The 16452-nt window shown below is 54.2% G+C and carries 21 protein-coding genes and 1 pseudogene; 5 read left to right on the top strand and 17 right to left on the bottom strand.

Annotated elements, in window-relative coordinates; translation table 11 throughout:
- Nucleotides 1-421 precede the first annotated feature (421 nt).
- The 4 genes and pseudogenes from RJ53_RS08045 to RJ53_RS08030 all read left to right on the top strand — a co-directional run bounded on the left by RJ53_RS08045 (nucleotide 422) and on the right by RJ53_RS08030 (nucleotide 1442).
- A complete protein-coding gene (locus RJ53_RS08045; protein ID WP_211531111.1) occupies nucleotides 422-739 on the top strand; it encodes a DUF447 family spectrin-like domain-containing protein in 318 nt (105 codons plus the stop codon).
- A gap of 82 nt (nucleotides 740-821) precedes the next feature.
- The gene (locus tag RJ53_RS08040) at nucleotides 822-1055 is read left to right on the top strand and encodes a type II toxin-antitoxin system HicB family antitoxin (protein WP_211531110.1); all 234 of its coding nucleotides are present in this window, start codon (nucleotides 822-824) and stop codon (nucleotides 1053-1055) included.
- Nucleotides 1048-1270, top strand: a pseudogene (locus RJ53_RS11915) (type II toxin-antitoxin system HicA family toxin). Before RJ53_RS08040 ends, RJ53_RS11915 begins: the two are co-directional and overlap by 8 nt.
- 7 nt (nucleotides 1271-1277) lie before the next feature.
- Nucleotides 1278-1442, top strand: coding sequence for a DUF447 family spectrin-like domain-containing protein (locus tag RJ53_RS08030; protein ID WP_211531109.1), 165 nt, complete (start codon nucleotides 1278-1280; stop codon nucleotides 1440-1442).
- A gap of 23 nt (nucleotides 1443-1465) precedes the next feature.
- On the opposite strand, the gene RJ53_RS08025 is transcribed toward RJ53_RS08030, so the two are convergent.
- The 5 genes from RJ53_RS08025 to thiD form a co-directional block, all read right to left on the bottom strand.
- Nucleotides 1466-1843 (bottom strand): type IV pilin, encoded by a 378-nt coding sequence (locus RJ53_RS08025; protein WP_246496044.1) that lies wholly within the window; start codon nucleotides 1841-1843, stop codon nucleotides 1466-1468.
- Nucleotides 1844-2029: 186 nt separating this feature from the next.
- Complete coding sequence (locus tag RJ53_RS08020; protein WP_211531107.1) at nucleotides 2030-2473, bottom strand: hypothetical protein; 444 nt, start codon at nucleotides 2471-2473, stop codon at nucleotides 2030-2032.
- A 13-nt stretch (nucleotides 2474-2486) separates the two neighbouring features.
- Nucleotides 2487-2762, bottom strand: coding sequence for a hypothetical protein (locus RJ53_RS08015; protein ID WP_211531106.1), 276 nt, complete (start codon nucleotides 2760-2762; stop codon nucleotides 2487-2489).
- A 23-nt stretch (nucleotides 2763-2785) separates the two neighbouring features.
- Nucleotides 2786-3226, bottom strand: a complete 441-nt coding sequence (locus RJ53_RS08010; protein ID WP_211531105.1) for an Lrp/AsnC family transcriptional regulator — start codon at nucleotides 3224-3226, stop codon at nucleotides 2786-2788.
- 31 nt (nucleotides 3227-3257) lie between these two features.
- A complete protein-coding gene (gene thiD, locus RJ53_RS08005) occupies nucleotides 3258-4067 on the bottom strand; it encodes a bifunctional hydroxymethylpyrimidine kinase/phosphomethylpyrimidine kinase (RefSeq protein WP_246496043.1) in 810 nt (269 codons plus the stop codon).
- A 138-nt stretch (nucleotides 4068-4205) separates the two neighbouring features.
- On the opposite strand from thiD, the gene RJ53_RS08000 reads away from it, so the two are divergent.
- Nucleotides 4206-5522: an AIR synthase-related protein gene (locus tag RJ53_RS08000; RefSeq protein WP_211531104.1), complete on the top strand. Its 1317-nt coding sequence runs from the start codon at nucleotides 4206-4208 to the stop codon at nucleotides 5520-5522.
- Between the two features lie 7 nt (nucleotides 5523-5529).
- Here RJ53_RS08000 and RJ53_RS07995 read toward each other — a convergent pair whose 3' ends face one another.
- From RJ53_RS07995 to RJ53_RS07940, 12 genes are read right to left on the bottom strand one after another with little or no spacing between them, the layout of a single operon-like run.
- On the bottom strand, nucleotides 5530-6246 hold the full coding sequence (locus tag RJ53_RS07995) for a class I SAM-dependent methyltransferase (RefSeq protein ID WP_211531103.1): 717 nt from the start codon (nucleotides 6244-6246) through the stop codon (nucleotides 5530-5532).
- Nucleotides 6243-7235: an AAA family ATPase gene (locus RJ53_RS07990; protein WP_211531102.1), complete on the bottom strand. Its 993-nt coding sequence runs from the start codon at nucleotides 7233-7235 to the stop codon at nucleotides 6243-6245. The genes RJ53_RS07995 and RJ53_RS07990 overlap by 4 nt, the downstream gene beginning before the upstream one ends.
- On the bottom strand, nucleotides 7222-7953 hold the full coding sequence (locus RJ53_RS07985; protein WP_211531101.1) for a 4-phosphopantoate--beta-alanine ligase: 732 nt from the start codon (nucleotides 7951-7953) through the stop codon (nucleotides 7222-7224). The genes RJ53_RS07990 and RJ53_RS07985 overlap by 14 nt, the downstream gene beginning before the upstream one ends.
- Nucleotides 7950-8795, bottom strand: a complete 846-nt coding sequence (locus tag RJ53_RS07980; RefSeq protein WP_211531100.1) for a pantoate kinase — start codon at nucleotides 8793-8795, stop codon at nucleotides 7950-7952. Before RJ53_RS07980 ends, RJ53_RS07985 begins: the two co-directional genes overlap by 4 nt.
- On the bottom strand, nucleotides 8777-9904 hold the full coding sequence (coaBC, locus tag RJ53_RS07975) for a bifunctional phosphopantothenoylcysteine decarboxylase/phosphopantothenate--cysteine ligase CoaBC (protein ID WP_211531099.1): 1128 nt from the start codon (nucleotides 9902-9904) through the stop codon (nucleotides 8777-8779). Before coaBC ends, RJ53_RS07980 begins: the two co-directional genes overlap by 19 nt.
- Nucleotides 9901-10767 carry a class I SAM-dependent methyltransferase gene (locus RJ53_RS07970; protein WP_211531098.1) on the bottom strand — a complete coding sequence of 289 codons (867 nt, stop codon included), beginning with the start codon at nucleotides 10765-10767 and terminating at the stop codon, nucleotides 9901-9903. Before RJ53_RS07970 ends, coaBC begins: the two co-directional genes overlap by 4 nt.
- Entirely contained in the window at nucleotides 10767-11807 is a 1041-nt protein-coding gene (locus tag RJ53_RS07965) for a 60S ribosomal export protein NMD3 (RefSeq protein ID WP_211531097.1), read from the bottom strand. Before RJ53_RS07965 ends, RJ53_RS07970 begins: the two co-directional genes overlap by 1 nt.
- Before the next feature lie 8 nt (nucleotides 11808-11815).
- Entirely contained in the window at nucleotides 11816-12103 is a 288-nt protein-coding gene (locus RJ53_RS07960; protein ID WP_211531096.1) for a DUF424 domain-containing protein, read from the bottom strand.
- 42 nt (nucleotides 12104-12145) lie between these two features.
- Entirely contained in the window at nucleotides 12146-12973 is an 828-nt protein-coding gene (locus RJ53_RS07955; protein WP_211531095.1) for a TatD family hydrolase, read from the bottom strand.
- A 1-nt stretch (nucleotide 12974) separates the two neighbouring features.
- Complete coding sequence (locus RJ53_RS07950; protein ID WP_211531094.1) at nucleotides 12975-13298, bottom strand: dihydroneopterin aldolase family protein; 324 nt, start codon at nucleotides 13296-13298, stop codon at nucleotides 12975-12977.
- Nucleotides 13299-13308: 10 nt separating this feature from the next.
- A complete protein-coding gene (locus RJ53_RS07945) occupies nucleotides 13309-15429 on the bottom strand; it encodes a minichromosome maintenance protein MCM (RefSeq protein WP_211531093.1) in 2121 nt (706 codons plus the stop codon).
- A complete protein-coding gene (locus RJ53_RS07940) occupies nucleotides 15426-16409 on the bottom strand; it encodes a replication factor C small subunit (RefSeq protein WP_211531092.1) in 984 nt (327 codons plus the stop codon). The genes RJ53_RS07945 and RJ53_RS07940 overlap by 4 nt, the downstream gene beginning before the upstream one ends.
- Nucleotides 16410-16452 lie beyond the last annotated feature (43 nt).

Below are 16452 nucleotides of genomic sequence, written 5' to 3'. Positions count from 1 at the left end.
GGAATGAGAAACGTTAATGTGAAACCTATTCTTCTAAACAACAACAAACATCTATCTTTCACAACATCTTATCATTGCTTATATTGTTAAGATATGTCTCATGAAATAAACGTTAATGTGAAGCCTATTCTTCTAAACAACAACAAAGATCTATCTTTCACAACATCTTATCATTGTTTATATTGATAAGATATATCTCATGAAATAAACGTTAATGTGAAACCTATTCTTCTAAACAACAAAAAACATCTATCTTTCACAACATCTTATCATTGATAAGAAGACAACTTGGAATCTAAGGGAAACAATATGCTGAATAAAATTATTTAGATGTAAATTGATTACAATCTTTCGATCAAGGCAGGATTAACCTTTAAATTAATTTTCTCTCCCCCTTCGTTGAAACATCACCGTAAACACAATGCACCGCCTCGCCGCCGCCGATGCCTGGGTTGCCTTTTCTGCCCGCGTCATCGGGGAGAGCGGCGAGGCATACAGCATCCAACTAACCCACCTTGAGGAGAAGATCCTTGTTGATCCGGTCCACCGCCCGGTGAACCGGGGATTCAATGCCATCATCGAGGCGGCGGTCCACACGACCCGGTACCTCCGGAACCATGATCCCGAGCTGGGGTGGCTTATCCGCCATAACCTTGTGCTTGCGAGGAAGTGCGGGGGGGAGAAGGAGCGGGAGGCGGCGGGGGTTATTGAGGCGCTCATCCGGGACGAACCCTTATAGCAGAGCGATTATCTCTACCCGATACAACAATTTATCATGACGAGATACCTGGATCTCTTGTTACCATAACCCGGGGATGATCATGACATACAGGAATTATCGTATTCTGCTCCGTAAAGAACCCGAAGGTGGATTTACCGTCACTGTTCCGACACTACCCGGCTGTATTACCTTTGGCGAAACGATAGATGAGGCAATAGATATGGCAAAAGAAGCTATTGAGATCTATATTGAGCATCTTCTGGAGAAGGGAGAGGAGGTCCCGACAGATGGAGGACTCCTCGAATATACCATAACCATAGACGCATTTGCCTAAATTAGCGGCACTCACACCCCAAAAGGTAAAGAAAATTATCCAGAAGAGAGGGTTTTTGCTGGATCGAATAAAGGGAAGCCATCATATTTTTCAACCCGGAAACAAAGCGCAGGGTCATTATTCCTTTACATAAGCGTGAACTTCCAATCAGAACTCTGATAGAGATACTGAAACAGGCTGGTATTGATCGTGATGAGATAGAAGACCTATCATAATACCTCCTTGAACCGGGGATTCAATGCCATCATTGAGGCGGCGGTCCACACGACCCGGTACCTCCGAAACCATGATCCTGAGCTGGGGTGGCTGGTCAGGCATCATCTGGTGCTTGTGAGGAAGTGCGGTGGGGAGAAGGAGCGGGAGGCGGGGGGGTTATTGAGGGATTAATAAAATAAAAAATGAGTGCAGTCTTAGAACTGCCGGTCGTAGATGACCTGTGTTGAGCCATCCTTGAATGAAGCAGTGATGACAACACGGTCACCAGGCTCCATTTCAATAGGAGATACCAAGCCCACAGTTGGAATGTCGTTTGGGTAAGTTGTTTGTTCGGGAGAAGTAATATTCCAAGATTGGATATCCCGAATATCTGCTCCACCCTGCCATGTAATCGATCCATGTGTTTCATTATCTTGTGCAACAGTCAATCCAACAACCTTCGTTGTCGATGTTCCACCGACCATCCCAAACACAAACGCCGCAATGATCGCAGCGAGGATCACCGTGATGGCGACCATCAGGATGACACCGATGACCGGTGAGACTGCATCGTCATTTCTCTTCATCGTCATAATCATTCACCTCACGTCACCACCGCCCGGACCGATCGCATCCCGGAGGAGCGCCGCATCTTTCCGGACAGGGTGCGGATAAGCATTCATTGTAATACGATCTATATATATACTATGGGTTTGGTTTAGCAGGAGAATACAATGTAGACAAAACCCTGTTTAGGAAATATGATTTCCTATTTTGTTTTAAAAAGACTCTTTTGTTTCCTTCTTGCGGCACCTGATCTCCTCGTCCGTCTCGATCCTCTCCCAGCTCTCAAGAACAGCGGCGAGGAAGCCGGTCAGGTACGAGGAGGCAATCAGGGGGCAGCAGAGGCCTTGGTCAGCCGATGCAGAGAAATCCTTTTTTATCACAATATCGTTATCATTCTTTCTATCATAGGGCACCCCCGCCGTCAGCAGGAAGCTCTCGACGATGAGGAGGACCTCGTCATCCGGAACACGCCGCCGGAACCCTGCCCCCTCCTCAGCACCGAGAGCCGAGGCATGCCGGGCAACCGCCTCCCGGACTGCTTCAGATGGATCTGCGGCAAGACGCCCAAGGAGGGGATCGGCGATCCTGTTCTTGCCGAAGAACCTCGATGTCTTGCTGATCGTCCAGTCGCGTGCGAATGAGGCGCCAAATCCCATAGCCTGTACCCTCCTACCGGAAGACCCCCGTAATCATACACCCGATGCCTGCAATCTGGAGGAGGCGGGCGGTGACGATGGACCAGTACGATACTACGCCTTCTCCTGAGATCATCGCGACGATATCCGAGAAGACGATCCCGATGACGAGGAGGAAGAGGCCCAGGTTGAAGAGGAGGAGCGTCCTGTCCTTCACCCGTGTATAGGAGAGGTACATCAGGACAATCAGTGCCGCCCCCATGATGAGGGTGATGATCGCAAGGATCCCATACAGCATCTCAAACGCCATTGTCGCCTCCATACACACAAACGTTATCCAACATATGTCTGCTCTTTAATCTTTCTGACAGCAAGGATGGTATTCACCTCACGGACACCCGGCAATGCCGAGATCGGATGGATGAGCTCATTTTTGAGTTCTGAGATATCCGTCGTCACCGCCTTGACCAGGTAATCATTTGGTTCAAGTACTTCAAAGACCTCCCTGACCATCGGCCGCTCCCTGAGAAAAGCGATCAGATCAGCCGCCGCCTCGGGATCAACCTTGATGGAAAGAAATGAAACAAGGCGGCGCGGGAAGAATTCAGGATTCACGGCAATAGTAAACCGCGCGATCACACCTTCCTGCTTCAACCGCTCAATCCGTTTGAATACTGTCGAAGGGGCAATAGATAGCCGCTTCCCGAGATCAGCCAGCGGTACTTTGGCATCACTCATCAACGCATCGAGGATGGCATGATCGGTCTCATCCATTACCCTGATGGTTGCATCACAAAGAGATATATCAATCGATCTCGATCCGGCGCATCTCCCAGAAGGGATCAGGGACCGCCCCCCCCGAGTCGAACCTGATTGCATGACGGATAGCACCATCGATGAATCGTTTTGCATCAGGAAATGCGGATCGCAGGTCCGCACCCAGGGCGATCTCGGCGGCAATGGCGGAGGCGAATGAGCACCCTGATCCATGCACCTCATAGGGATACCGTGGAGATGAGAGGGCGACCTCCCCCTCGCTATCCAGCAGAATATCGGTCGCCTCCGTATCGGTCCCATGCCCTCCCTTGATGATGACCGCGTCAGCCCCGAGTGAGCGGATCACCGCCGCCGCCTCCCGCACATCCTCAGGTGTCAGGATCGGGGTGATCCCGGTGATCATCTCCGCCTCCGGAATATTCGGGGTGACGACGGTCGCAAGCGGGATCAACCCGTCGATGAGGAGTGTCAGGGCATCAGCAGAGAGAAGGCGGTGGCCGCTCGTTGAGACGATGACCGGATCGAGGATGAGTGATGCCCCGTCCGGAAGCGAATCGATGACCGCGTCGATCACCTCAGGATTTCCAAGCATCCCGGTCTTCCATGCACCAATGGTAAACTCCTCGCAGAGTGTGGTGATCTGTGCCGCAACCGAATCACCCGACTGTATCCAGGAACCGGCGACACGCCGGGTATTCTGTGCGGTCGTTGCTGTGATGACGGTGAGGCCGTAGACGCCATACGCTGAGAAGACCTTGAGATCAGCCTGGATGCCCGCCCCCGCGCTTGAGTCGGATCCCGCAATGGTGCATGCGGTCGGAATCGGATCGATGGCCATAGCAGAAGATCTCTCTTGCCATACCAGAACATCAGTCTTCTGGTTTGGCGCGTCACCAGATGGCAGGGGAGATATCTATCAGGATCGTAGCGCAGTACATCACGCTTTTATTGCCGCACAGGTTCAACACCTCGGTATATGGATATTGAAGGATATGTGCGGAGGCATCTGCATACCGGTATCAGCGATGATGACCTTGCAACCCGCCTCCGTGACCGGATCCTTGAGATTAAAGAGGTCCCGTCAGACTATGCAGAAGCATTCGCACGAGCGGCGATAGAAGAGGTCCGGATCACCGGCGACCTCAGCGGCGATCTCTTCACGTACGAGAAGGCCGGTATCTCCATGGGAGCATTCGGCGTCGGATCACGGGGGACCGGTGACTTTTATGCGCACAGGAAGATCGCAGAGATCATCGGGGAGACCGGCGCATCCGTCGGGGTCTCCGAGATGGATGACGGGGGGGTTGTCCCGGCAGGCGGGCAGTTCATCATCACAACCGTCGACGGGATGCACTCCCGCCTCTCCGACTATCCCTTCCTCGCAGGATTCCATGCAACCCGTGCCACACTCCGTGATGTGTACGTGATGGGTGCACGGCCAGTCGGGCTCATCTCCGACATCCATGTTGCAGATGACGGCGATGTCGCCAAGATCTTCGACTATACCGCAGGGATCACCGCCGTCGGAGAGGCACTTGGTGTCCCCCTCATCGCCGGCTCGACTCTCAGAATCGGTGGCGATATGGTCATCGGCGACCGGATGACCGGGTGTGTCGGAGTTGTCGGCGTCGCCGATCATATCACAGCACGCCGCCAGATTCAGCCAGGCGACCTCTTCCTGATGACCGAAGGAGCTGGAGGAGGAACCATCGCCACCGCGGCGATCTACTCCGGCAATGCAGATGTCGTCGAAGAGACGATCAACCTTCATTTCCTCCATGCCTGCGACGCCCTCATCCGGGATGCAGTATTCCCGGAGATCCATGCGATGACCGATGTCACCAACGGGGGTCTCCGTGGCGATGTCTTTGAGATGGCAGAGACCGCAGGGTGCCGGATTATTATCGAGGAGGAGAAGCTCCGCAGTCTTGTCAATCCCCGTGTCCTCGCACTGCTCGACAAACTCGGCATCGACTATCTCGGTGTCTCACTCGACTCGCTCCTTGTCGTCGTCCCACCTGAAGCGGCAGACCGGGTGCTTGCGGTGATCAGGAACCAGGGTGTCGCGGTTGAGATCATCGGCATTGCAGAAGAGGGAGATGCAGAATCGATCCTCAGAAGCTGTGGGAAGGAGGTTGATTTCTCGCCGAAGTTCAGGGAGGCACCCTATACACCACTGAAGAAGGTCGTCGATACACGAACCGGGGACTTTGAAGCGATGAAGAGAGAGGTGGATCGTGCGGCTGAGGCGGCACGGATGAAGAAGGAGAGGATTCTGAAACGGTTGGGATAGATTCTCCCTACTCTTTTCTTCCACTCACACAGACATTGAAGGCGAAGGATGGAAGGTGCTCCTCAATGAACGGCTCTGCCCTCTGAGCCATCGAGAAGATCCGGGGCGAGAGGGTATAGTGGGCAAATGAACATCGTTGTGATCCCACATCCACGAACCCGGCCTCACGGAACATCTTCTCCATCTCACCGCCTGTATAGTAATTCTCACCAAAATCCCCGACACCGATCTTCTTGTACCCGATCCGCTCCCCCATCCGGTAGAAGAAAGGTACAAGGAGGGTCATCATATTTCTGCCGAGGGTACAAACAGCAATCTTCCCACCCGGCTTCAGGATACGGTATGCCTCTTCAAGCATCAGATCCGGATCATTGAGGTAGGTAAATGCGAGCAGGCTTGCGATACTCTCGAAGCTCTCGTCCTCAAACGGAAGGATATCTGCTGTTCCGACAATAAATTCGCTCTCAGGACACCGAAGGCGGCCCATCTTTACCATGCCGGGTGAGATGTCAAGGCCAATTGCCCGTCCACCGTTCTTATGATAATGCTCTATGAAAAGGCCGGTTCCGCACCCGAGATCGAGGAGAAGCCCGTCTACCGCAACCCGGTCGAGGACCGTCTGGCTTAAGTGATGATGGTAGAGCCTCCCCTGCCGGAGATCATATCGCTGATCATAGACCTCTGCAACCTCATCGTAGTGTGCCTGTACTTTTATCCTGCTCATATCTTCATCTCCGCAAGCCTCGCAAGGAATGCATTCACCTGTATATATTCATTCCCGGCATTCCCCAGGAGGGAGTCGGTCTCTGCAAGAAGGAGTGAGAGTGCCGGACTCCGGCAACAGACTCCAAGGACCTTCCGCATTCTTGAGAGGAGATCACGCCCGGAGAGGCCGTACTCGATCATGAGCGTCTCCGCACTCTTCTGGGCCGCGGCATGATCGCCGCGCCGGATCGCCTCAAGGATGACCTCTGCCATCCTGAGTGTCTCGGTATCATCAATATCTCCCGGGTCGATCATCTCCCCGGTCTCGACACCGACCTGGAGGGTCATGATAGCCTTCCGGAGATCACCACGGACAGAGAAGGCGAGGAGGTCGAGATCTTCATCAGATAGAACCCCGGTCTTCCCTTCCATCGCAAGGATGGCACGAAGCCGCTCTCCAATGAGCGACGGCTCCACCGGGAGGAAGGAGAGCGGGAGACATCTGGACTGCAGGGGATCGATAAGCGCAGCAGGTCGTGTCGTTACGAAGACGAAACGGCAGGTTGCACTGTACCGCTCCATCGTCCTCCGGAGGGCGTTCTGCGCATCCTGGGGGAGCGCATCCGCCTCATCAAAGATAACCACACGGAAGGCAGTATTCAATGGTTTGATCGAGGCATGCCACCGGACGATATGCTTGAAGTTCGCAAGGACCCCCTGATCCTTCTTATAAAGTGTGGTAAACCGGGGATTTGATTCAAGGTATGCCTTCCCCTGCGAAAAGAGGGGACCCGATTGTATTACCGTCACATTCTCTGAGGCACGATCTCCATAGAAGTGTCGCATAAATGCATCGAGCACCGTCGTTTTTCCAACACCACGTGGACCTGATACGAGCATATGGGGAAACGATGCGCGATCCGCAAATGATCGCAGCTGCCGCCTGACATGCTCCTGGCCGGCTATCTCATCCAGTATCTGCGGCCGGTACTTCTCAATCCAGAGCATCGGTCAGCCTCCGTCTCATCGCTTCTTTCGCCTCTCTAAGAAACTTCGTGTTATCGATTAAAAGAGCCATCTCTTCAGGGTCGCCCGGAGTCGCAGACCAGCATGCCTCCGTCATCGCAGGCAACGCCCTGGTCAGTTCATCAACGATGGTAAGTGTCGCCATCCTTGCTGTCCGGGAGAGGGGGTTGAGATCGATGGTTATGACGATCTTTCCCATTCTTCGGAGCGCCTCACAGCGGTCCCCATCCTCAAGTGGAACGAGCACAACATCTGCTGCCGCGATTCCCTCCGGAAGGCAGAGCCCCCTGCCATGTGAGAGGGGGACGAGGCGTTCATACTCCCCGGAGAGAACCACGATCCCCTGGCCGGAGAGATAGGCAGAAATCCGCTGTATCCTCTCGTCGGTCCTATGAAAGAGATTGACCTCGACGGCAGCGCCGGATGCCTCCTGGAGATCCCGGATGGCAGGTGCTGCGAGCGCGGCGGTATTCCCGTTCACCGATATGACCGGTCGCCGTGCCGAGATGAGAAGCCGGGCAGCGAGCTCTTCGGCCTCTGCTGCGCTCGGAGTCGTCCTCTCCCCGATGAGATAGTCGAATGCCTCACCCCGGCCGTGCGCCGTGAGCCCTTCAAGGGATGCGATCCCGTCACGTGCGGCATCAGCAAGCCTCTCCCGGGCAACAAGGGAGCGGTACCGTGGATGATCTGCCGGTATCATTCCCGCACCTCAAGAACCGCCGGTCCTGCCTCTGCGATCCCGGTCGGATATACCTTCCCAAACCGGGAGAGGACCGCCTCTGCATCATCACCGATGGCAAAGACACCCTCACCGAGCATCGTCATACTTGCCAAAACAGTGGCATCATCACATGCCTGAAGTATCTCCCTGACGGTGGGGGTGATCAGACCTGATGCCTCGGCAAACCGGCGTGAGAGGGAGAGGAAGTCAGGGAGATCGACAGGGCACCTTCCGGGATAGGCACTGGCAATCTGGTCCATCATCCCCGCCGACCGAAGGATACCGTCAGTTGGTATCGGACCTGCACAGAGACACCAGATAGTATCATCCAACCCGGCCATCCGGTTTACTTCGACATCAATCCCCGGTCCGGTCCTGCAGACGAGCCCGCCTCCTACCTCGGCGGCCACATCTCCAAGTCCATGGCTGTACTGAACCTCAATCTCATGGGCGAGGATGGCTATCTCATGGCTGCTCATCGAGAGGGTGAAGAGCTCATTGAGCCCGGTCAGTGTCGCAAGCAGTGAAGCAGCCGAGAGGCCGAATCCCGAACCTATCGGGAGTTTCGACTCTGTTGTGATCGATGCAGTAAGATCAAGGCGGTCAAGGGCATACTCGATGGGAGGAGATCCCGTATTCTCAACACCATCCGAGAGGACAAAGATCTCCGTCTCAACTGATTCTGCAACCGTGGCGATGACTCCTTCACTGGTGACGATCCCTGCACCGGTACTCCCTGTATCCCGGAAGGTCTCTCCGATAACCCTCCGGAAATATCCGGATATATGGCCCGGTGCCCAGGCTACAACAGATGGCGGCATATCGCTGACGCAACCTCCTCTTTAGTATGAACCATATACTCCCCCTCCTCAGTCATCAGAAGAAATTGGGCTGTTTCTGATCCCATTGCTGACGGGGGATTTGCCACCACGAGGGACGCCCCCCGTTGGATGAGATCCCGGCCTCCTGAGGCGGCATCATCACCCAGCTTAAAGCCGATCGTCCGGATTGAGGGGAAGGCAAGTGCATAGTCTATAACCTTCGGAAGGGGGAGGAGGTGGATATCCTGCTCTGTTCCGGATGGTATCTTTCCGATAATCCGCTCAGGTGCGTAGTCTGAGATGGCTGCTGCGCTGACATAGACGGATATCCCCTCGTCTATCATCCCGATAACGGCATTCTTCATCTCTACCGCCGTCTCAATCCGGATATTCCTGACAGCCGGGAAGTGATCGTTATGAATGACGGTAACGTCCGCACCAAGCCGGAAGGCTTCATATGCGATAGCCCGACCCATCTGTCCGGTTGATCGTGTGGTAAGGACCCGGACATCATCGAGCGGCTCCCTGCAGGGTCCGCTTGTGATGACGATCTTCTCTCCTGCGAGGGGTCGTCCGAGGACCGCCCGTTCAGCATAGAGGACGATCTCATCGATGGTAGCGATCTTCGCCTTTCCTTCCTCGATACGGGGAGGGATGATATCGATCCCAAACTCCTCCAGGGTTTTGAGATTCCGAACGACAGCGGGATGACGGTACATCGAATGATGCATGGCAGGGACGAGGACGACCGGCTGGCCGCTCCCAAGTGCGGTTGTGGCAAATGTCGTCACGGTCGTGTCATCGATCCCGGTTGCTATCTTTCCGATGGTATTTGCCGTACAGGGCGCGACCAGGAGGAGGGAGGCCGCCATCTCATCACCACAATAGAGGACATGCTCGACATGGCCGGAGATTGTGACAATCGTCTCACGGCCGGTTGCATAGGTGAGAGACTCGGGATTGAGGATGCCGGTTGCAGCATCCGACATAACCGCCTGGACGATCGCCCCTTTTCTCCTGAGTTCATGGGCGAGCTTCACAGTCTCGACAGCGGCGATACTCCCCGTCACTGCAAGGACGATCATCTTCCCTTCAAGTGTCCGCCTCATCTCAGAACCACATCCAGAACACAATGGCAGATTTGTGGCGCATATTTCTTTACTCTATGCACGGTGATCCGCGCATCATATCCATGCTCTCCGATCATTCCCTTCACGGTATCCTCATCAGGGTGGAGGGTATGAAGATGGATGACGGTTCCTGGAGTTGTATGGGAAAGAGCAATCGATAGAAACAACTCCGAATCGAAATGGCCCATCATGATGCGGTCATATTCACCGGAGAGGAGATTACGGCAGTCTCCGCACTCCGCAAGGACAGATGTTGTCAGCTGGTTTGAGCTGATGTTCTTCTGCAGGTAGTAGAAAGAGTCGGGATTGATCTCCATCGCATGAACCATCCCCCCTGCAGTGGCAGACGAGAGGGTAAAATACCCGATCCCGGCAAACATATCCGCGATCCGCTCACCAGGACGAATCAGGGATGCAATCCGGCGTTTCTCCTCCCGGTTCCCCTGGGAGAACATCACCTTCGTCGGATCGAGATGATAGAGAATCCCGCTCTCACGGTGGAGTACCTCATGGGGGATCCCGGAGAGGAGCTCGTAGTACGGCACCCTGAGATCTCCGGTATGTGCCGGAATAAAGAGGATGAATGCAGGTTCTTCCCGGCATGCCACATCCTCGATCTCCTCTGCAGACGGGCGCCTTCCATGGAAGATCACCGCATCGCCGAGGCGCTGGTATCCCCGCCCTTTGCGGATGCGGGTGGGAAGTACGGCATCATATGGATAGCCGTCTTTCACAGGAACATACACATGATCCTCCTCCCGGAATACCCGGCGGCTACGATCAACCCAGTCAAGGGTATCGAGTGACCGGAGGGTTTCCGGGGGGACGATCCGTGCGCGCATCAGTATCCGACCACAAAGAGTGTATCCCCATCCCGAAGGAGATGAACGACACCCCCGGGAGGCACCCGGCACCCTTCCGGAGCAGCAATCTCAGCCGGCATCTGCGTCTTTGGATCCAGGATACCGATGACAGAGCCCTCCTGATGCGTCACCATCGCCTCCATCGCATCCCGGGAATGGGCGATGACCCGGATGGATGGCTCATCCCTGAATGTTCTTGGTCCTGAGGTGAGGAGATCCCGTGTTCTGAGGGTCTGGCCATCAGATCCCGTCACCTGATAGTATCGCCCCTGTATCTCGATAACATTGCCCCGGATGATTCGCGGGAGCCTGATCAGCCAGGTGACACGATATAATCGTTTCCCTTCCTTTTCTCCGATCAGCTTCGGATGCGAAGTGGTCTTTGCACCAAAGAGTGATGTGATATCATTCACAATCGACTGGCCAAATCCGAGGGAGGAGACGATGATATCAAGCCCGTCGCGTGATGTCTCCATCGATGAGACGAAAGCAAGCCGTTCACCTCCCTGCTGTGCCATATCCTCGGCCTGGTAGGCGATCTCGGCACACCTCTTCACCTCCCATTCAGACGGCTTTCTTCCCTCTGCTCTCACCTGGATGGTACCTTCATAATAGCTTCCGCTGATCCGGCAGCACCGGTCACACTGCTCCTTGCCCCAGACGATGAGGACTCTGCCCTGTCTGCTCACCGGAAGATCATAACAGCGGGCAGAAATTGTCAGGGTTGCCTGTGTCCGGTTGGAGCTGATATCACGGAGATCCATTTCAATTTCCGGATTTTTGACATCAGGATGGAGTTCAATCCCTGATAGTACAAGTGAACGCCCAAGTTCTTCACGTTCTTCCTGGCAGTCAGACCAGGAGCTCCCGACTTTTCGTGATCCGCAGGTAGGACAGAGGATCGTCTGGACCCGTGGTGAAATGGTCACCCATTCGATCTCATGAAGCCGACAGGAACCGCAGAGTCCTTCCTCTGACGGCTCACCACAGCGTGGACATATTGTCTGTTGTATACTCATAATCCTGGTTATAATATCTGGGCATGCGGAATGGAATCGATCATCAGACAGGATGAGATCTCAACAATTCCGAGGGATATCGCAATATTCACAACTTTCCAGCCGATAATATTGGCATTCGTCGCATGACGGAGGGCGTCTCTTACCTCATCTTCTGTTGCAGGATCGCCCCCATAGAAGTCCTCTGTTATGGTGATCTCAAGATCACCCTCTCTAAGCGTCCTGCCGAGAAGTTCACGATCGCAGATTGCAACGACCTTCCCTCCTCCCGGCGCAGCATGAATCCTGAGATACATTTCAATATAATTGCGTCGTCATGATGCAAAAAGGATCGCGTATCAGATGGTGATCTCCACACCATAGACGCGTTCTGGAATCTCGGCATGGATCCGCCAGACAGCCTCTTCAGAGAGTCGATCTGCTTCAAGGTGGCGGAGTGTGAATCGAGGGACGGAGCGCGGTCCGAGAACCGAACCGGGGCGATCACGCTCATCAATATAATCACTCTCCATGGTAAACGCCCTCCCCTCCATTGCAGCCTCCGGGATCGACTCATGGCTCGCTATGAAGGAAGGGTGAAGCGGGGTATCGGGTGTTGCAAAATGCTTTACAATCCGGTCGATAGGCATCCCGACATCTCCGGCCATCTGGACAACATCAGAACAGGGCCCACTCTCGGCATGCAACTGGACAGCACAGCCACATTCGGCTGAGAAATGAAGGGCAGAGGAGAGGACCCGGTTTGATGCATCCCATACCTCAGCGTCGACCTCATAATGCGGCCTGCCACTCTTGAGAGCGATTGCGTCCCCATTCTTCACATACTCTGCTGCAATCCCGAGTGCGCCGACCATCAGTGCCTCCGCCTCCGGGAGGCTCATCCTCCCGATGAGCCGGGAGATCTCTGCCGGGTGGACGCCGAGGATGGGAAAGGCGGTCACACCTGCTTCCTTGCACTCATCTGCAATTGTAATCGTCTTCTCATAGATCGGACGAAAGTCATCAGGTGTTACCGCATCGATGCCAAATGACCAGGATGGCTTCGTTACAAGGAAGATATGTGTTCCACCGGAGCGGGCAAACTCCTTCACAGCAGTGATACCGATCCCGTTCATCGGATCGATATGCATATGATCATCGGTGATCGGAAAGCGCGGTTGCTGCATATTAATCGATGATGGACATCATGGGGTACCCGTTCTCATATCGGAGGGCTGCTGTACAGGTTGCCTCACCCACCCTCGTCGATATGGTGACATCAAACATCCGTCCCGAGACCTCGGAATACCCGAAGGGATTCTCAAGCATGACGGAGCGGTCGAGCCGGACCGTCACATCCGTGACATATGGCTGGAGCCGGACAGCCGACTCTATTGCCTCTTCAATCGTCGCTGCGGTCTCTTGGGAGACAGGGGTCCCGACGAACTGATGGTAGAGTGCACCAAGTTTGATCGCCGCTTCAAATACTGCTTGTTCTCTCTCTGTTGGCATGAATAGTCACCTAAATCAGTTTAATAAGGCCATGTTTGGGTTCAAAGGCTTCGCCGCCCTGGCGGAGTTTCTCAACCGCCTTCTCGATGGCATCACGCGAGAATCCCTTCTGTGTGAGGGTCTCAATCACCTGATCGACACGGGCGGTGCCGGTATCATCACCGGACTGCCGGATCGTCTCTTTGATACTCCTGATGAGATCCCTGCTCTGCTTCGATACGCCGGTTGCGATCTTGTCGATATCAAAGGACCCTGTCTGTGGATCATATGCAACCTTCCGGAGGCAGTTATCGACGATTTTGATCACACGGATGGCATCATCCCGTTCAATCGAGTTCCCAAGACGGGTCCGTGCACTCGCCTCCGCAAGCCGGACGAGGGCTTCAAGCTGCCGGGCAGTGACAGGAACAGGCTTATCCGGGGAGGCGAGGTTTCTCAGTTTCATATAGTAATCGACGAGCGCCTCCCGTGCCTCCTGGGTGATGATCGGAAATGAGTTCCGTTTTGCATATGCGATATATTTCCGAAACATCACCGGATCGATCTCAGGAGTGACCGGGGCAAGCTCCTTTGTAATATAGTCCTCATCAACACCTTCGATGGGGTGCTTCCGGTGCTGCATGATCAGCTCACCGACCGAGTGCGCCTTGAGGATATGCTGCGCTATCGCCTCGTCACGTTGCTTCTCAGGTTTGTCTGTCATGATGAAGATGAGGTCAAACCGGGAGAGGAGGGACGGGGGCATATTAATCTGCTCGGAGATGCCGACATACTCATCGAATCTTCCGAGCTTCGGATTGGCAGCACCGAGAAGTGCACACCTCGTCTTCAGCGTCGCTGTGATCCCTGCCTTTGCAATGGATATCGTCTGCTGTTCCATCGCTTCATGGAGAGATGAACGATCATCCTTCTGCATTTTATCCATCTCATCGACTGCGGCAACCCCCATATCGGCAAGGACGAGGGCACCAGCCTCAAGGGTCCATCTCCCATCCCCGAACTCATCCTTGACGGCAGCCGCGGTGAGACCGGCGGATGTTGCGGACTTCCCGGATGTATATATGCCACGGGGTGAGAGTTTTACCACATACCTCAGGAGCTGGGACTTTGCAATACCCGGATCTCCGACGAGCAGAATGTGAATATCACCACGAAGCGTACTGCCGTCAGGCATCTCTTTTGCAATGCCGCTAAAAAGCTGGAGGGATACCGCCTCTTTTACTTCATCATTACCATAGATCGTCGGTGCGATGGAGTGGGCAATCTTCCTGTACAGGTTCGGATCCTTTGAAAGTTCGAGGATAGCCGCCTCATCCTCTTCTGTGATATTCACCTCTTCAAACTCTTTTTCACCAAATTCGATGGAGTTGCATTCAAGATAAATATCAAAGATGGTGCTCTTTGCTCCCATCGTCACCCGCTGGATTGATTTCAGGATTCCGTTGATGACGACCCGGTCCCCAGGTGCTGCAAGGCCTGCGAGATCATCCGTTACATCGACATCAAGGGTCTGGGGCTGTTCACCTCCCCTGAGCCCTTCCGGTGTCTCCTGAATACGAATCTTCTCTGCATCGATGAACTTGGATCGCATGGGGATGAGTTCAAGTTTCTTCTGGGTGCAGTCTGCCATCCCACAGCTATCAGGCTCGACGAATCGTCCATAGGATTGTTCCCGGATGGTCATATGCCCGGCCGGGCACCGGAAGACCGCCTCAACAAGACGGGGGCGGACCTCTGTTGTCTTCCTTATGATCCCATCGACGGAGACGAAGGTATTGAGCTGGTCGGATCGGATATCACGGACGAGGGTCTTTCGAGGGAGATTGATGAACCGGATGTTCACTCTGGGGATGATCTCATGTGCATCCTTCCGGGCAAGGAGGTTATGGGTCCGAAGCGCATCCCGCACCTCGGCAAATACCTTGTTTGGATAGCCGAGGAGCTCATCGGCCAGTTTAACTCCTGATCGTCCAAACTTCTGGAGCGTCTCATAGTTGATGATAAGAGAGCGTTGATAGGGAAACTCCCTCCCTATTGTACGAAGTTCCTGTTTATATTTTTTTGAGAGGAAATCGGCCCATTCCTTTGATTTATCGACGACTTCAATGTCGTACTCCTCATCAGAACTCAACTCTGATCCATCCCTCGTCTCTTCATCGCTGACAGGACGAATCTGGCGATAAGCGCCTCCATCTGAAGATCACTGTGAGCCCCTTCCGAAATCCGATAGTCGGCTTCACCGAGGTGATCGATCATCTCCACCTTCAGCATCCGGTCAATCTCCATCGTCAGGATAAAGCGGTAGCACTGGCCGAGGAGTTCTGTCGGTGCAATCCCCCGATCCCGAAGGAGGGAGGAGAGATGGCGTTCAGCCCCTTCAAAGTCCCCGTCAAGTGAGAGGGAGATGAGCGCTTCGATCTCTTCCGGCCGTGCATTCGAGGTGATCTCATAGATCCGCTCAGCTGTGATATCAGAGGTGATGATGGCCGCTCCCTGAAGCGCATTAATCGCCTTTCGCATATCTCCCTGGGCAATATAGACGATGGCATCCTTTGCCTCGGGTGTTACGGTGAGACCCTCATTTGCGGCTATTCGTCTGATCTCCTCACCGACATCCTCTGCTGTGAGAGGGCGGAACCGGTAGATGGCACACCTGCTCTGGATTGGATCGATGATCTTTGATGAGTAGTTGCATGAAAGGATGAAGCGGCAACTCTGTGCATAGTTCTCCATCGTCCTCCGCAACGCAGCCTGCGCATCGGTTGTCAGTGCATCTGCCTCATCAAGGAAGAGCACCTTAAATGTCGATGCCCCCATCGGGGTTGTCCGGGCAAACTGTTTGATCTGATTGCGGACGACATCGATCCCCCGTTCATCCGAAGCATTCAGCTCCCGGAAGTTCATCCCATAATCCTCGCCAAAGAGTTCGCGTGCAAGAGCGACTGCAGCCGTCGTCTTCCCGACACCCGGACTTCCTGTGAAGAGAAGATGCGGGAGGGTTCCCTGCCGGACATAGCTTGAGAGACGCTCAACGATATCCTTGTGGCCGACCATCTCTGATAGCCGGGAAGGGCGGTACTTCTCGATCCAGATCCCGTGGATATCCTCCATACATGATCATTGGATCGCGATGGTGAAAATGGATCTGTTCAAA

The organism is Methanocalculus chunghsingensis, from assembly GCF_018132105.1.
Taxonomy (GTDB): domain Archaea; phylum Halobacteriota; class Methanomicrobia; order Methanomicrobiales; family Methanocorpusculaceae; genus Methanocalculus; species Methanocalculus chunghsingensis.
Note: the sequence above shows the minus strand (reverse complement) of the source record. Positions and strands in the feature narration are given on the sequence as shown.

Bases quoted from the DNA above. Each gene is read 5' to 3' on its own strand.
- RJ53_RS08045 (WP_211531111.1), top strand. From the start codon at position 422: ATGCACCGCCTCGCCGCCGCCGATGCCTGGGTTGCCTTTTCTGCCCGC.
- RJ53_RS08040 (WP_211531110.1), top strand. From the start codon at position 822: ATGACATACAGGAATTATCGTATTCTGCTCCGTAAAGAACCCGAAGGT.
- RJ53_RS08025 (WP_246496044.1), bottom strand. From the start codon at position 1,843: ATGACGATGAAGAGAAATGACGATGCAGTCTCACCGGTCATCGGTGTC.
- RJ53_RS08020 (WP_211531107.1), bottom strand. From the start codon at position 2,473: ATGGGATTTGGCGCCTCATTCGCACGCGACTGGACGATCAGCAAGACA.
- RJ53_RS08015 (WP_211531106.1), bottom strand. From the start codon at position 2,762: ATGGCGTTTGAGATGCTGTATGGGATCCTTGCGATCATCACCCTCATC.
- RJ53_RS08010 (WP_211531105.1), bottom strand. From the start codon at position 3,226: ATGGATGAGACCGATCATGCCATCCTCGATGCGTTGATGAGTGATGCC.
- thiD (WP_246496043.1), bottom strand. From the start codon at position 4,067: ATGGCCATCGATCCGATTCCGACCGCATGCACCATTGCGGGATCCGAC.
- RJ53_RS08000 (WP_211531104.1), top strand. From the start codon at position 4,206: ATGGATATTGAAGGATATGTGCGGAGGCATCTGCATACCGGTATCAGC.
- RJ53_RS07995 (WP_211531103.1), bottom strand. From the start codon at position 6,246: ATGAGCAGGATAAAAGTACAGGCACACTACGATGAGGTTGCAGAGGTC.
- RJ53_RS07990 (WP_211531102.1), bottom strand. From the start codon at position 7,235: ATGCTCTGGATTGAGAAGTACCGGCCGCAGATACTGGATGAGATAGCC.
- RJ53_RS07985 (WP_211531101.1), bottom strand. From the start codon at position 7,953: ATGATACCGGCAGATCATCCACGGTACCGCTCCCTTGTTGCCCGGGAG.
- RJ53_RS07980 (WP_211531100.1), bottom strand. From the start codon at position 8,795: ATGCCGCCATCTGTTGTAGCCTGGGCACCGGGCCATATATCCGGATAT.
- coaBC (WP_211531099.1), bottom strand. From the start codon at position 9,904: ATGAGGCGGACACTTGAAGGGAAGATGATCGTCCTTGCAGTGACGGGG.
- RJ53_RS07970 (WP_211531098.1), bottom strand. From the start codon at position 10,767: ATGCGCGCACGGATCGTCCCCCCGGAAACCCTCCGGTCACTCGATACC.
- RJ53_RS07965 (WP_211531097.1), bottom strand. From the start codon at position 11,807: ATGAGTATACAACAGACAATATGTCCACGCTGTGGTGAGCCGTCAGAG.
- RJ53_RS07960 (WP_211531096.1), bottom strand. From the start codon at position 12,103: ATGTATCTCAGGATTCATGCTGCGCCGGGAGGAGGGAAGGTCGTTGCA.
- RJ53_RS07955 (WP_211531095.1), bottom strand. From the start codon at position 12,973: ATGCAGCAACCGCGCTTTCCGATCACCGATGATCATATGCATATCGAT.
- RJ53_RS07950 (WP_211531094.1), bottom strand. From the start codon at position 13,298: ATGCCAACAGAGAGAGAACAAGCAGTATTTGAAGCGGCGATCAAACTT.
- RJ53_RS07940 (WP_211531092.1), bottom strand. From the start codon at position 16,409: ATGGAGGATATCCACGGGATCTGGATCGAGAAGTACCGCCCTTCCCGG.